13 protein-coding genes, 4 tRNA genes and 1 riboswitch are annotated in these 13,910 nt (G+C 57.5%); of the genes, 4 read left to right on the forward strand and 13 right to left on the reverse strand.

Annotated elements, in window-relative coordinates:
• Positions 1-77: transfer RNA gene (locus tag NTD87_RS11515), tRNA-Arg, on the reverse strand.
• A gap of 124 nt (positions 78-201) precedes the next feature.
• Positions 202-786: a phosphonate metabolism protein/1,5-bisphosphokinase (PRPP-forming) PhnN gene (gene phnN / locus NTD87_RS11520; RefSeq protein ID WP_262114071.1), complete on the reverse strand. Its 585-nt coding sequence runs from the start codon at positions 784-786 to the stop codon at positions 202-204.
• Between the two features lie 387 nt (positions 787-1,173).
• Here phnN and NTD87_RS11525 point away from each other — a divergent pair, with 387 nt between their 5' ends.
• Together NTD87_RS11525 and NTD87_RS11530 are read left to right on the forward strand one after the other, a co-directional pair.
• Entirely contained in the window at positions 1,174-1,500 is a 327-nt protein-coding gene (locus tag NTD87_RS11525) for an Arc family DNA-binding protein (protein ID WP_003178899.1), read from the forward strand.
• The gene (locus NTD87_RS11530) at positions 1,469-1,645 is read left to right on the forward strand and encodes a hypothetical protein (protein ID WP_262114051.1); all 177 of its coding nucleotides are present in this window, start codon (positions 1,469-1,471) and stop codon (positions 1,643-1,645) included. The genes NTD87_RS11525 and NTD87_RS11530 overlap by 32 nt, the downstream gene beginning before the upstream one ends.
• Before the next feature lie 20 nt (positions 1,646-1,665).
• On the opposite strand, the gene mgtE is transcribed toward NTD87_RS11530, so the two are convergent.
• Positions 1,666-3,108, reverse strand: a complete 1,443-nt coding sequence (gene mgtE, locus NTD87_RS11535; RefSeq protein WP_262114053.1) for a magnesium transporter — start codon at positions 3,106-3,108, stop codon at positions 1,666-1,668.
• A 320-nt stretch (positions 3,109-3,428) separates the two neighbouring features.
• Here mgtE and NTD87_RS11540 point away from each other — a divergent pair, with 320 nt between their 5' ends.
• On the forward strand, positions 3,429-3,941 hold the full coding sequence (locus NTD87_RS11540; RefSeq protein ID WP_262114055.1) for a DUF4124 domain-containing protein: 513 nt from the start codon (positions 3,429-3,431) through the stop codon (positions 3,939-3,941).
• 19 nt (positions 3,942-3,960) lie between these two features.
• On the opposite strand, the gene NTD87_RS11545 is transcribed toward NTD87_RS11540, so the two are convergent.
• From NTD87_RS11545 to ltaE, 7 genes are all read right to left on the reverse strand, one after another.
• Positions 3,961-4,037, reverse strand: a tRNA-Arg gene (locus tag NTD87_RS11545).
• Between the two features lie 72 nt (positions 4,038-4,109).
• Positions 4,110-4,186: transfer RNA gene (locus NTD87_RS11550), tRNA-Arg, on the reverse strand.
• Between the two features lie 108 nt (positions 4,187-4,294).
• A tRNA-Ser gene (locus tag NTD87_RS11555) sits at positions 4,295-4,385 on the reverse strand.
• A gap of 62 nt (positions 4,386-4,447) precedes the next feature.
• The gene (gene csrA / locus NTD87_RS11560; protein WP_003178872.1) at positions 4,448-4,636 is read right to left on the reverse strand and encodes a carbon storage regulator CsrA; all 189 of its coding nucleotides are present in this window, start codon (positions 4,634-4,636) and stop codon (positions 4,448-4,450) included.
• Between the two features lie 186 nt (positions 4,637-4,822).
• The gene (locus NTD87_RS11565; protein WP_262114057.1) at positions 4,823-6,064 is read right to left on the reverse strand and encodes an aspartate kinase; all 1,242 of its coding nucleotides are present in this window, start codon (positions 6,062-6,064) and stop codon (positions 4,823-4,825) included.
• A gap of 87 nt (positions 6,065-6,151) precedes the next feature.
• Positions 6,152-8,776, reverse strand: coding sequence for an alanine--tRNA ligase (gene alaS, locus NTD87_RS11570; protein WP_262114058.1), 2,625 nt, complete (start codon positions 8,774-8,776; stop codon positions 6,152-6,154).
• A gap of 146 nt (positions 8,777-8,922) precedes the next feature.
• Positions 8,923-9,927 carry a low-specificity L-threonine aldolase gene (gene ltaE, locus NTD87_RS11575; protein ID WP_262114059.1) on the reverse strand — a complete coding sequence of 335 codons (1,005 nt, stop codon included), beginning with the start codon at positions 9,925-9,927 and terminating at the stop codon, positions 8,923-8,925.
• Positions 9,928-10,143: 216 nt separating this feature from the next.
• Positions 10,144-10,315: riboswitch (FMN riboswitch) on the forward strand.
• Between the two features lie 120 nt (positions 10,316-10,435).
• On the opposite strand from ltaE, the gene NTD87_RS11580 reads away from it, so the two are divergent.
• On the forward strand, positions 10,436-10,945 hold the full coding sequence (locus NTD87_RS11580) for a 6,7-dimethyl-8-ribityllumazine synthase (RefSeq protein WP_262114060.1): 510 nt from the start codon (positions 10,436-10,438) through the stop codon (positions 10,943-10,945).
• A gap of 131 nt (positions 10,946-11,076) precedes the next feature.
• On the opposite strand, the gene astE is transcribed toward NTD87_RS11580, so the two are convergent.
• The 3 genes from astE to astB all read right to left on the reverse strand — a co-directional run bounded on the left by astE (position 11,077) and on the right by astB (position 13,797).
• Positions 11,077-12,087 (reverse strand): succinylglutamate desuccinylase, encoded by a 1,011-nt coding sequence (gene astE, locus NTD87_RS11585; RefSeq protein ID WP_262114061.1) that lies wholly within the window; start codon positions 12,085-12,087, stop codon positions 11,077-11,079.
• Positions 12,088-12,099: 12 nt separating this feature from the next.
• Positions 12,100-12,387, reverse strand: coding sequence for a topoisomerase II (locus NTD87_RS11590; RefSeq protein WP_262114062.1), 288 nt, complete (start codon positions 12,385-12,387; stop codon positions 12,100-12,102).
• 63 nt (positions 12,388-12,450) lie between these two features.
• Complete coding sequence (gene astB / locus NTD87_RS11595) at positions 12,451-13,797, reverse strand: N-succinylarginine dihydrolase (RefSeq protein ID WP_262114063.1); 1,347 nt, start codon at positions 13,795-13,797, stop codon at positions 12,451-12,453.
• Positions 13,798-13,910: the final 113 nt, after the last annotated feature.

Raw genomic sequence — 13,910 nt, forward strand, 5'->3', positions numbered from 1 at the left:
TGGTGTCCCAGGGCAGGTTCGAACTGCCAACCTTCCCCTTAGGAGGGGGATGCTCTATCCAATTGAGCTACTGAGACACATGCCGGCCGCAAGGACATGCGGCGCGATGGACGGCGTGCATGTTAACGGGCAAGCCCGGTTTTGTCATGTCGTCTGTAGGGCTTATTAAGTGTAGGCAAGCGCCCAGCCTCGATCACGGCATCAGACTCGATGCGGTTTTGCGCTGACACCCTCTCGCCTCAACAGAGTCAGCAAGTTGTCGACTGCAGTTGAAAGCTCGCCAGAATTATCCAGCTGAAAAATCCCCTCTGCATGATCCTGCGCAGCATCCGTTGAAAACAGGGCATTGCGCTCAAGTCGGGCTTCGATTTCCTCAGCGCTTTCGCGCCCTCGCCGCACAAGACGTTTGCGCAAGACATCGGTTTTTACCGTCAGCAGTATGGGCAACAACGTCGGATAACGCGCTATGGCTTGAGGCAGATGACCTCTTGAGCCATTGATCAGCACATTGCGACCTTCACTCAACCACTGATCGATCTCTGCCGGAATGCCGTAATCAAGCCCATTGGCATGCCAGCACAGTGCAAAACCGGCCTCGCGCTTGATCCGAGCGAATTGCGCCGTAGAAACGCCAAAAGCGTCTTCGCCGACCGATTCAGCCGACCGGGTAATCACTCTGCGCGCCACAACGCAATCGAGGTGAAGCAGAGCGTCGCGGGCGGCATCGATCAGGCTATCTTTGCCAGAACCGGACGGCCCCATCAAATAAATAAGTCTGCCGCGCATCCCCACATCATCCCCCATTACGTGTTCGCCCTAGTAAATCGGCCATTTGCCACTATTCTGTATCAGGTAAGGAACGAAGATCGTATCCGCATAGCATGCACGTTCAGGAGCGCTCAGGCACCCACCTGTCGGGCAAGAGGACGCGGTCAGATGTACGGGCCCGGTGACTGTTTTCAAACCAGTCCGCATTTCTGATAATTGGTGCTGGCATAACGCCTGCTTCCAGTTCAATATTTGTCACAGAATTGACGCCAATGATCTGGCAATTTTGAGGCATGATGCGGGCCTCTTATCAATTCAGGTTGAACATTTGGCAGCGAAGCTTGTCCTACTGACATCCTGCGGCCAATTCCGAGAACCGCTCCCCTGAACTAACCGGTTAAATATATGCGCCCATTGAAACAGGCAATTTATTCCAGCCGTACGGCTGACAAGTTCGTCGTACGTCTGCCAGACGGGATGCGTGAACGCATTGCCGAGGTGGCTCGCAATCATCACCGCAGCATGAATTCCGAGATCATCGCGCGCCTGGAGCAGAGTCTTATTCAGGAAGGCGCGCTGGGCGAAGAATTGAGCATGCGCCTGGACAGCCCCGAGCTGTCACTGCACGAACGCGAACTGCTTCAACGTTTCCGTCAACTCTCCCACCGCCAGCAAAACGCACTGGTTTCGCTGATTGCTCATGACGCCGAAATGGCCGCAGACGCCTCCTGATTACATCCCGAAAGCTCAAGCCAGCCATGTGCTGGCTTTTTTTTTGCCTGAAAATCAGGTAATCGCTTTCTCGACGGCAAGCTCAATCGCCATCGACATCACACTAAATAGATTAAAAATGAAACTGCGCGGCCTGCTGGCTTGAGCAAGGCCGGGCAATAGAAACTAGAGCAGGAAGATAGTCGCCAGCCCGAGGAAGATGAAGAAGCCGCCGCTGTCGGTCATGGCCGTGATCATGACACTGGCGCCCATTGCAGGGTCGCGCCCGACCCGTGCCAGGGTCATTGGAATCAATACCCCCATCAACGCCGCCAGCAACAAATTCAAGGTCATGGCGGTAGTCATCACCACCCCCAGCGACCAACTGCCATACAGCAGATAGGCCACCATGCCGATTACCCCACCCCAGACCAGGCCATTGATCAAACCTACCGCCAGCTCCTTGCGCATGAGGCGCGAGGTATTACCGGTGCTGACCTGATCGAGCGCCATGGCACGAACGATCATGGTGATCGTCTGGTTGCCGGAGTTACCGCCAATACCGGCAACGATTGGCATCAACGCTGCCAAGGCCACCAGTTTCTCGATAGAACCTTCAAACAAACCGATTACCCGCGACGCCACAAACGCGGTAATCAGGTTGATCGCCAGCCAGGCCCAGCGATTGCGCAGGGACTTCCAGACTGACGCGAAAATATCTTCCTCTTCACGCAGACCCGCCATGTTGAGAACTTCGCTTTCGCTCTCTTCACGAATCAGGTCGACCATTTCGTCGATAGTCAGACGACCAATGAGCTTGTCGTTCTTGTCGACCACCGGGGCCGAAATCAAGTCATAACGCTCAAAGGCCTGCGCAGCATCGTAGGCATCTTCGTCCGGGTGAAAACTCACCGGATCGCTGGCCATGACTTCCGAGACTTGCTTGTCAGGATCATTGACCAGCAATCGCTTGATTGGCAGCACACCTTTGAGCACGCCGTCATAGTCAACGACAAACAGCTTGTCGGTATGACTCGGTAGCTCTTTGAGGCGACGCAAGTAACGCAGAACCACTTCAAGACTGACATCCTCACGGATCGTCACCATCTCGAAGTCCATCAATGCGCCGACCTGCTCCTCGTCATAGGACAACGCGGAGCGAACACGCTCACGCTGTTGGCCGTCAAGGGTTTCCATCAGCTCGTGGACGACGTCTCGCGGCAGCTCAGGGGCCAGGTCAGCAAGTTCGTCAGCATCCATCTCCTTGGCCGCAGCCAGGAGCTCGTCATCGTCCATGTCGGCGATCAGGGTTTCGCGAACCGAGTCGGATACTTCCAGCAGGATGTCGCCGTCGCGCTCGGCCTTGACCAACTGCCAGACAGTCAGACGCTCGGCGAGCGGCAAGGCTTCAAGGATGTAAGCAACGTCGGCGGAGTGCAGATCATCGAGTTTGCGTTGCAACTCGACGAGGTTTTGCCGGTGGACCAGGTTCTCGACCAGATCGTGGTGAGGACCCTCCTGACGATGAGTCAGGTCTTCGACCACCCGCTGGCGATGCAGCAGCTCAACGACTTGAGCAAGGCGGTCTTGCAAGCTTTCTTGCGTTTTCTTTACTTCAACTTCAGTCATAGGCGAACTCCACTCCCAGCAGCGGGGCACGCCGGAAGGATCAATCAGTCAATTCATGATTGGTAAAACGGGGTACTGAGTAACTACTGGGTAAGTCCATGGAGGTATTCCACAAGCCCCGGCGGGGCTGACGGGCGCAATCATACACCGCCTGACGGTTTTAAACGTCAAAAAATCCGGGCCAGAACAAGCGCTTGCGAGACAAACCCGGGCACTGTCCGCATACACGAAACTGCGACGACTCATTCTGAAAAGAAAACACTCCACCGCTGAAAAATGCAGCAACTACCCTTGATCGTGACCGTCACGGAGGACGCCCAATGCCCAGGAAAAAACTCGCAACCCTGCTGATCGCCCCGCTGTGCCTATCGCTTCAGGCCACCGCAACGACCGTACATCGATGTGAAGACAGCGATGGCCGCATCACCTATACGACGCTGAGCTGTCCTCCTGGGGAGGCGCTGTCGCAACAGAACATTTACAACCCAAGCCCATTCAAGTTCGATGCAATGCTCCCCGACACCACTCCTCAAGAAACATCAGGTATTAAAAGTAAACCGAGAGATCCGACCATTGTCGGCCAGTTGAATGACAAGTGCGGGAATCTACTCAGCGCCAAGGAGCGTCGCGAAGCGATCATCAATCAGCGGATCGTTCCTGGCATGAGCCAACAGGAAGTTGAAAGTGCACTGGGCAAACCAGACAAGATCAGTACTCGGAATGCGACAACGAATTATCGCTACGACAGCAAGAAAGGTCGTAGCGCGCAAATCGTGTTCGATGAGAAGGGATGTGTAAAAGGCAAATCCCAGACAGCAAAAAGCCCGCGTTAGACGCAGGCTTTTTGGTGTTTGGTGCACTCGACAGGATTCGAACCTGTGACCGCTCGGTTCGTAGCCGAGTACTCTATCCAGCTGAGCTACGAGTGCAATTTGTGTTTTTAGACCAGATCACAACTGGTTGAAGCCAGGTTACCTGCATGACTGCAAACAACCCTTAAATGGTGCACTCGACAGGATTCGAACCTGTGACCGCTCGGTTCGTAGCCGAGTACTCTATCCAGCTGAGCTACGAGTGCATTTGTTGCCGCGCATTATAGGCCGTTGAATCTTTTTGTAAAGCGCTTTTTTCTAGTAATTTCAACAACTTACCGAAGAAGCCAGATTACAACGTACTAAACGAATAATGGCGGAGAACGGGGGATTCGAACCCCCGACACCCTTTTGAGGTGTACTCCCTTAGCAGGGGAGCGCCTTCGGCCACTCGGCCAGCTCTCCGCAACACGGGGCGTATCTTAACCAACCTTTTCCCCGTTTGCAAACATAAAAAACGATAAAAATTAATGGCTTGGTTCGTCGTCCTTCTCTTTCTTGATCCGCAGGTAGATTTCCTCACGGTGAACAGCAACTTCTTTAGGCGCGTTAACGCCAATACGCACTTGATTTCCTTTAACGCCGAGCACGGTCACAGTGATTTCGCCATCACCAATAATCAGGCTTTCTGCGCACCGACGAGTCAGAATCAGCATACCTTTCTCCTCACGCATTTCATTTCAGGGACAACAGTCTGCAAAAAAAAGGCGCTCGACCTACAACCAGAACGATCGCAGCCCTACACGCCTAAGTATTGACCAGCACGAGCAAAAGAACAGGTTCCTGTCGCGCCACTCAAAAAAACGAAGGGCACGGTCAGACCGCGCCCTTCGGGCAACGCATCACTCGCCCTGTCGGGCCGGAGCGTCCAGTTCGAAAGCCGTGTGCAGAGCGCGCACAGCCAGTTCCAGGTACTTCTCTTCGATCACCACGGAAACCTTGATTTCCGAAGTCGAGATCATCTGGATGTTGATGGTTTCTTTAGCCAGGGCTTCAAACATACGGCTGGCAACGCCTGCGTGCGAACGCATGCCGACGCCGACGATCGACACCTTGGCGATCTTGGTGTCGCCAACGACTTCACGGGCACCGATCTCGCGGGCGGTGTTTTCCAGCACGGTCTGGGCCGCCTGGTAGTCGTTGCGGTGCACAGTGAAGGTGAAGTCGGTGGTGTTATCGTGCGCAACGTTCTGCACGATCATATCGACTTCGATGTTCGCAGCGCTGATCGGGCCGAGAATCTTGAAGGCCACGCCCGGGGTGTCTGGCACGCCACGGATGGTCAGCTTGGCTTCATCGCGATTGAAAGCGATGCCGGAAATGATCGGCTGTTCCATGGATTCCTCTTCATCAATAGTAATGAGGGTACCCGGACCCTCCTTGAAGCTGTGCAGTACGCGCAGCGGAACGTTGTACTTACCGGCGAACTCGACCGCACGGATCTGCAACACCTTGGAACCGAGGCTGGCCATTTCCAGCATCTCTTCGAAGGTGATCTTGTCCAGGCGCTGAGCCACGGACACCACGCGAGGGTCGGTGGTGTAGACGCCGTCGACATCGGTGTAGATCTGGCACTCATCGGCCTTCAAGGCCGCTGCCAGCGCCACGCCGGTGGTGTCGGAACCGCCACGACCGAGGGTGGTAATATTGCCGTGTTCGTCGACGCCCTGGAAACCGGCAACGACAACCACGCGACCGGCCTTCAGGTCACCACGAATCTTCTGGTCATCAATCTGCAAGATACGCGCTTTATTGTGTGCGCTATCCGTCAGAATCCGTACCTGGTTGCCGGTGTAAGACACCGCCGGTACGCCGCGCTTGATCAGCGCCATGGCCAGCAGTGCAATCGTCACCTGCTCACCGGTAGAGACAATCACATCCAGCTCACGGGGAACCGGTTGATCGTCACCACTGATTTGCTTGGCCAGATCGATCAGACGGTTGGTCTCGCCGCTCATTGCAGACAGCACAACCACCAGGTCATCGCCGGCATCGCGGAATTTCTTAACCTTGTCGGCGACCTGCTCGATTCTCTCGACAGTGCCGACTGAGGTGCCTCCAAATTTCTGTACGATCAAAGCCATTTCAAAGCCGCCTCTGCCCATGAAGGGCGCCCATTAATTCAAACAGCTGCGAAGCCCGCCACTAGACCGCGGGCTCGGCACACAGCCTTAAATACCCTGCTCTACAAACGGCACGGTCAGGGCCAATGCAGCATCCAGTGCGCCAGCGTCAGTACCACCGCCTTGCGCCATGTCCGGACGACCACCGCCCTTCCCGCCCACTGCCGCAGCGGCTTGCTTCATCAAATCACCGGCTTTGAGTTGGCCAGTCAGGTCCTTGGTCACACCAGCAACCAGCACGACCTTTTCCTCATGGACACTGCCGAGCAGGATCACTGCGCGGCCGAGTTTGTTCTTCAGTTGATCGACCAGCGCCAGCAGCGCCTTGCCGTCCTGACCGTCGAGACGCACGGCCAGGACTTTCACGCCTTTGACGTCCTGGGCAGAAGCCGACAGGTCGTCGCCCGCCGCACTGGCAGCCTTGGCTTGCAACTGCTCGAGTTGCTTTTCCAGCAGACGGTTGCGCTCAAGCACAGCCGACAGCTTGTCGATCAGGTTGTCGCGGCTGCCCTTGACCAGGTTGGCCGCTTCCTTGAGTTGCTCTTCCGCAGCGTTCAGGTAAGCCAGTGCTGCAGCGCCTGTCACTGCTTCGATACGTCGTACGCCAGAAGCCACACCACCTTCGCTGATGATTTTCAGCAGGCCGATGTCGCCGGTGCGATTGGCGTGAATGCCACCGCACAGCTCGACGGAGAAGTTACCGCCCATGCTCAGTACACGCACGCTGTCGCCATACTTCTCGCCGAACAGCGCCATGGCGCCTTTTTGCTTGGCGGTATCGATATCGGTTTCTTCGGTTTCAACATCCGAGTTCTTGCGAATTTCGGCGTTGACGATTTCTTCCAGCGCTTTGAGCTGTTCAGGCTTGATCGCTTCAAAGTGACTGAAGTCAAAGCGTAGACGCTGACTGTCGACCAACGAACCTTTCTGCTGAACGTGCCCGCCCAGCACCTGGCGCAATGCCGCGTGCAGCAAGTGAGTCGCGGAGTGGTTCAGCGAAGTGGCGTGACGTACTTCGGCATCCACCTGGGTCTGAACGGGCGAGCCAACAGTCAGGCTACCTGACGCCAGCACACCGTGGTGCAGGAACGCGCCGCCGGTCTTGGTGGTGTCGCGCACGTCGAAACGCGCAGCGGCTGCCTTCAGGTAGCCGCAATCGCCGACCTGACCACCGGATTCTGCGTAGAACGGCGTCTGATCAAGAACGACCACGCCCTCTTCGCCTTCGCTCAGTACGTCAACCGATTGCCCATCTTTATACAGAGCAACGATTTTTGCAGAACCGCTGTGAGTGGTGTAACCGGTGAATTCGGTGGCCACGTCAACCTTGACCAGGCTGTTGTAGTCCATGCCGAAGGAGCTGGCCGAACGTGCACGGACGCGCTGGGCTTCCATTTCGCGCTCGAAGCCCACTTCGTCGATGGTCAGGCTGCGCTCGCGAGCGATGTCGCCGGTCAGGTCCATCGGGAAGCCGTAGGTGTCGTACAACTTGAACACCACATCGCCCGGCACCACGTTGCCTTTGAGTTCGGCCAGATCCTGCTCGAGGATCTTCAGGCCTTGCTCCAAGGTTTTGGCGAACTGCTCTTCTTCGGCTTTCAGCACGCGCTCGATGTGCGCCTGCTGGGACTTCAGCTCAGGGAAGGCTTCACCCATCTCGGCAACCAGTGCGCCAACGATCTGATAGAAGAAGCTGCCCTTGGCGCCCAGCTTGTTGCCGTGACGGCAAGCGCGACGAATGATCCGGCGCAGCACGTAGCCACGACCTTCGTTGGACGGCAGCACGCCGTCGGCGACCAGGAAACCGCAGGAGCGAATGTGGTCCGCCACGACTTTCAGCGAAGCCTGGTTGTCGTTGGTGCAACCGACGGCCTTGGCCGATGCGTTCAACAGGCTTTGGAACAGGTCGATTTCATAGTTCGAGTGAACGTGCTGCAGCACGGCACTGACCCGCTCCAGGCCCATGCCGGTATCCACCGACGGCGCTGGCAACGGATGCAACACGCCATCGGCGGTGCGGTTGAACTGCATGAACACGTTGTTCCAGATTTCGATGTAACGGTCGCCGTCTTCCTCTGGCGAGCCCGGTGGGCCACCCCAGATGTCGGCGCCGTGATCGTAGAAAATCTCGGTGCAAGGACCGCACGGGCCGGTATCGCCCATGGTCCAGAAGTTGTCGGACGCGTACGGCGCGCCTTTGTTGTCGCCGATACGAACCATGCGCTCGGCCGGAACCCCGACTTCCTTGGTCCAGATGTCGTAGGCCTCGTCATCGCTGGCGTAGACCGTGACCCAGAGCTTTTCCTTCGGCAGGTTCAGCCACTTGTCGGAAGTCAGGAAGGTCCAGGCGTAGGTGATCGCATCACGCTTGAAGTAGTCACCGAAACTGAAGTTACCCAGCATTTCGAAGAAGGTGTGGTGACGAGCGGTATAACCGACGTTTTCCAGGTCGTTGTGCTTGCCGCCGGCACGAACGCACTTCTGGCTGCTGACGGCGCGGGTATAGGCGCGCTTTTCCTGGCCCAGAAAGCAGTCCTTGAACTGGTTCATCCCCGCGTTAGTGAACAGCAGGGTTGGGTCGTTGCCCGGAATCAAAGAGCTGGAGGCTACACGGGTGTGGCCTTGCTCTTCGAAGAAGCGAAGGAAGGCTTCACGGATTTCTGCGCTTTTCATTAGGTTCTTCCACGGAGGCTGCGGCCAAAGGCCTGTGCGAATCGTCAACGGACGAAGCGACGGCAAAGGGCCGCATTATATCGGCCCTGCGCGCGCGGTACAGCGTGTTTATACGATAGAAACGGTCAATTGGACGGCCAGCATTATCATTTACGGGAAAAGTCGACGAAAGTCGCGATCACCTGCTCGATCTGCGCCCGACTGACGTCCATGTGAGTCACCATGCGCAAGCGTGGGGCGGCGCTGAGCTTGATCCCGCGCTCACCGGCAAACGCCTTGATTGCATCGGCTTTGCTGCCCATCTGCACGTAGACCATGTTGGTCTGTACCGGCTCGACTTCATACCCGGCGGCTCGCAGGCCCTCAGCCAGAAACTGCGCGTTGCCATGGTCATCCGCCAGACGCTGTACGTTGTGATCCAGCGCATACAAGCCTGCCGCCGCCAGAATACCGGCCTGGCGCATGCCGCCACCGACCATTTTGCGCAGACGCCGGGCCTTGCCGATCAACTCGGCCGAACCACAGAGCACCGAACCGATCGGGGCACCGAGGCCTTTGGACAGGCACACCGACACCGAATCGAAGTGCTGTGTGATTTCCCGGGCATCGACACCCAGCTTGACCGCTGCGTTGTACAACCGCGCGCCGTCCAGGTGCAGCGATAAACCGTGCTCACGGGTAAAGCGGCGAGCACGCGCCAGGTACTCCAACGGCAACACCTTGCCTTGCATGGTGTTTTCCAGCGCCAGCAAACGGGTCCGGGCGAAGTGGAAGTCGTCCGGCTTGATGGCCGCCGCCACCTGAGTCAGGTCCAGCGAACCATCCGCCTGAACCTCCAGCGGCTGTGGCTGGATCGAGCCCAACACCGCGGCCCCGCCCCCTTCGTACTTATAGGTGTGTGCTTGCTGACCTACGATGTACTCGTCACCGCGCTCGCAGTGGGCCATCAACCCCAGCAGGTTGCTCATGGTGCCCGTCGGCACGAACAGCGCCGCAGCAAACCCCAGGCGCTTGGCCAGTTCGGCCTCGAGCAGATTGACCGTCGGATCCTCTCCGTAGACGTCATCCCCGGTGGCCGCCGTGGCCATCGCGTCGAGCATCCCTGCGGTCGGTTGAGTGACTGTGTCGCTACGAAGATCGATAACGCTCATGAATCAGGCCTCGGAATAGGACGCTAACGTCACTGCTGATAAGGGAAGTCTCTTTCAAAGAGAATTACTGCGGCCAAAGCCACGATTAATCAAGGCTTGGGCCAGGAAAAGGCTGTTCAAGCCAACGGAAAAACCGATGTATATCATCAGAAAGCAGCGATGCGCAGCCCAACAATATGTGTTAAAAACTCTCCGCCGCCAGAAAATCTGGCAGCAAAACGTTCTCAGGGCGGGGTGCAACTCCCCACCGGCGGTAATTGCGCGCAATGCGCATAGCCCGCGAGCGCTTGGTATCACTTAAGCCCTGGGCAGTGAGTGATGGCAAGGTCAGCAGACCCGGTGTGATCCCGGGGCCGACGGTCATAGTCCGGATGAAGAGAGAACGGGATTGGCGCCAAAGGGCCGTCCGCAGGCAACGCGCACACACTGCACGGCTGACCTGCACGTACCCTTAAATCCCATTCGATTCATAACGCCCTGTTTTTTATACAAACAGGAGTCAGAACAAATGCAACCCACCGCAATCGATAGCAAAAGCAAACACCATCCGGGCGAGCGCGTAGCGTTTATCCAGGCGTGCTGGCACAAGGAAATTGTCGATCAAAGCCGTAAGGGCTTCGTCACCGAAATGGTCGCTCAGGGCTATCAGGAATCGGATATCGACTTTTTTGAAGTCGGCGGCGCCTTTGAAATCCCACTGCACGCCAAGCTGCTGGCCAAGTCCGGCCGTTACGCGGGCATCGTCGCAGCAGGTCTAGTGGTTGACGGCGGCATCTACCGTCACGAGTTCGTCGCCCAGTCGGTGATCAGCGGCCTGATGCAGGTTCAGCTGGAAACTGAAGTACCGGTGTTCTCGGTCGTGCTGACCCCGCACCACTTCCATGCAGGTGAAGAACACCAGAAATTCTTCTTCGAGCATTTCGTGCACAAGGGGCAGGAAGCGGCGAAGACCTGCGCCGACACGCTGCACAAGATGCGTGCACTGCGTCGTACTGAACACCGCGCGGTAGCCGTCTAAACACTTATAACCTGTGGGAGCGAGCCTGCTCGCGATGACAAACTAACAGTCAACATCGTTGTTGAATGTTAAACCGCCATCGCGAGCAGGCTCGCTCCCACATGGGTTTTATGTCGAGCCTGAGGTCCGGGTCAGACCAGGTTTTCGGCAGTGGTTGGGACAATCAAAATGCCGGCACGCAAGCCGTTCTTGACCTTCGGGTTCGGGAAGATGATTCGCGCACCCTCCTCTTCAACGATCCAGCGGGTCTGGGCGATGTCCTCGGCCAGCAGATAACCCTTTTTCAGCTCCGAGAAGTTCTCTATGTCCGCCGGCAAATGCAGGTGGAAGCTGTCGCTGTGCTTGATGATTTCCCGCGCCACGCTGAACAGTTGCAAACCATCCAGGCTCTCTTCTGCCAATTGCGGCTCGGTGCCTTCGATGATCTGCTTCAAAAGGGTTTCAAGACGCGAGACGTTAACCCCTTCGTTCTGCCCGAACGGCCGGGCTTTGCCCAGCTCGAGGGTGAAGGACTCGGCATCGAGTTTGTCGTAGGTGTACGAACTGAAAACGATGGACGGCTTGTTCTGCAGCAGCACCGCTTCCATACCGGCAGCGCGCAGGCGGGCCAGCTCATGACGGGAATGCTGACGACCTTCTTTCCAGGGATACAACGCGAACTGCTCGATTTTCGAACCACGGATCGCGGTATGCAGGTCGTAGTGCAAACGTTCGCGGTCCGGCAGGTTGAAGAAACTCGCCGCCAGACGCTCCAGCTCACAGGCTCGCAGCGCTTCAGAGCCACTGCTGAGTTCGTGACGGCCGTTGAACAGCCGATTGACGTCTTGCTCGATAAAACGCTCGCCGCGACGCATGGCCTCGGGATTGCCGAACAGGAACAGAATACGTGCGCGTGGCTTCAATTCACCGCGGGCAATGTCATGCAACAGGCGATCAAGCAACTCGATCGGCGCTGTTTCGTTACCGTGGATGCCGGCTGACAACAGCAGGTCCAGGCCATTGTCGCGAGCTTCCGGCGGCCGGACTTCCAGCGCACCTTCGCTCAGCCAGCGCATCCGCACGCCTTCGACAGTCAGTTGAGTCTTCTCCGCCGGTTCGCGGCCGGCGAGGGTCAGTTCAAGCAGTTTGCCGAGGGCGAGCATAGAGCGAATTCCTTAATGATCGTGTTTGCAATCCGGGCCATGCACATGGTCTTCGTCGCCGACTTCAGCCGGTTCCATTTCCAGTTGCAGACTTACCAGATTAGTCGCCAATGGGCGCAGCAGCAGGTTGGCGTATTCAGCATCGCCTTCTTCGACGTCAACGCCGATCAGCAACTGGCCACGGCCGTCTTGCTGAATCCACAACTCTTTGCCCTGCCACATGACCGCAACGCGGGTGCAAGAGGTTTCCAGTTGAGTGCCGTCGGTGTCTTCAAGAATCAGCTGCAGGGTATCGCTCATTTTTACGTTCTCATCTGGAGATAAAGCAACGCGTCCGACGCTTCATGAGCCGGACGCGGGCTTTCAATTGATCTGGAATGGATAAACCGCGCCCAGTTTAAGGATTTGCGTCAGTTCATCCAGTGCCGTCCGGCACTCAAGCAACAATTGTGGGTCCGCCAGGTCGCTTTCGGTCATGCGGTCACGGTAGTGCTTGTCGACCCATTGGGTCAGCGTGCCATACAACGGCGGGGTCATGATAACCCCTGGGTTGACGGCCGCCAGCTCGGTTTCATTCAGTGCGACACGCAACCGCAGGCACGCCGGGCCACCGCCGTTCTGCATGCTTTGTTTGAGATCGAAAACTTTCACTTCACGAATCAGGCCGCCAGAGCTGGTCAGCTCTTGCAGGTACTGCCAGACGCGCGGATTGTTCTGGCACTCTTGCGGCACGATCAGCAGCATCGAACCGTCAGCACGCGACAGCAACTGGCTGTTGAACAGGTAAGAGCGCACGGCATCTTCGACCGACACCTGGTCGCGTGGCACGCAGATCGCCTTGAACTGACCGCCACGCTTGGCGAGCTTGGCCGACAGTTCGGCAAGCATCTGCTCGGTATCGAGGAACGCGTCCTCGTGATAGAACAGCGCCTCACCGTTACCCACCGCGATCACGTCGTTGTGGAACACGCCCTGGTCGATCACCGAAGGATTCTGCTGGGCGTACACCACGCCGTCATCGCTCAAGCCGTGCAGACGGGCGACCGCTTGCGAAGCTTCCAGAGTCTGACGCGCCGGGTACTTCTGCGGCGCCGGGTAGCGGGTATCGAACGCGCTGCGACCGAACACGAAGAACTCGACACCGGCTTCGCCGTATTCACGGCAGAAACGTGTGTGGTTGGCTGCACCTTCGTCACCGAACTGCGCCACGGCAGGCAGCGCCGCATGGTGGGCGAAGTGTTTCTGGTCAGCGAACATCGCCCCCAGCACGCGGCTGGTGGTCGGGTGTTCGATGCTGCGGTGGTATTTGCAGTTGAGGTTGGCGGCGGTGAAGTGCACGCGACCGTCAGCGGTATCAGCACTTGGGCTGACGGTGGCGGCGTTGGCCACCCACATGCTCGACGCCGAGCAGCTGGCAACCAGCAACGGCATCGCCTGCCTGGCAGCCTGCTCGATCACTTGTGCGTCGGTGCCGCTGAAACCCAGGCTACGCAGTCCAGCCACATCCGGGCGCTCTTGCGGCGCAAGTACGCCTTGCTGAAAGCCCATTTCCATCAGCGCTTTCATTTTCGCCAGGCCTTGCAGCGCCGCTTCCTTCGGGTTGGAAGACTGCTGGCTGTTGCTCTGGGACGCAACGTTGCCGTAGGACAGACCGCCGTAGTTATGGGTAGGCCCCACTAGACCGTCAAAATTGACTTCATAGGATTTCATCAGCGAGGCTCCACGAGAATCTGTTGTTATAGGCTTCAGTAACTAACTGTTCAGTGCGACCGAGTCGCGGCCAGGGGGGGGGGGGGGGGGGGGGCGCGGGGGGGGGGGGGGGG

Origin of the sequence: Pseudomonas sp. 6D_7.1_Bac1 (genome assembly GCF_025465945.1) — a bacterium.
Lineage (GTDB): Bacteria > Pseudomonadota > Gammaproteobacteria > Pseudomonadales > Pseudomonadaceae > Aquipseudomonas.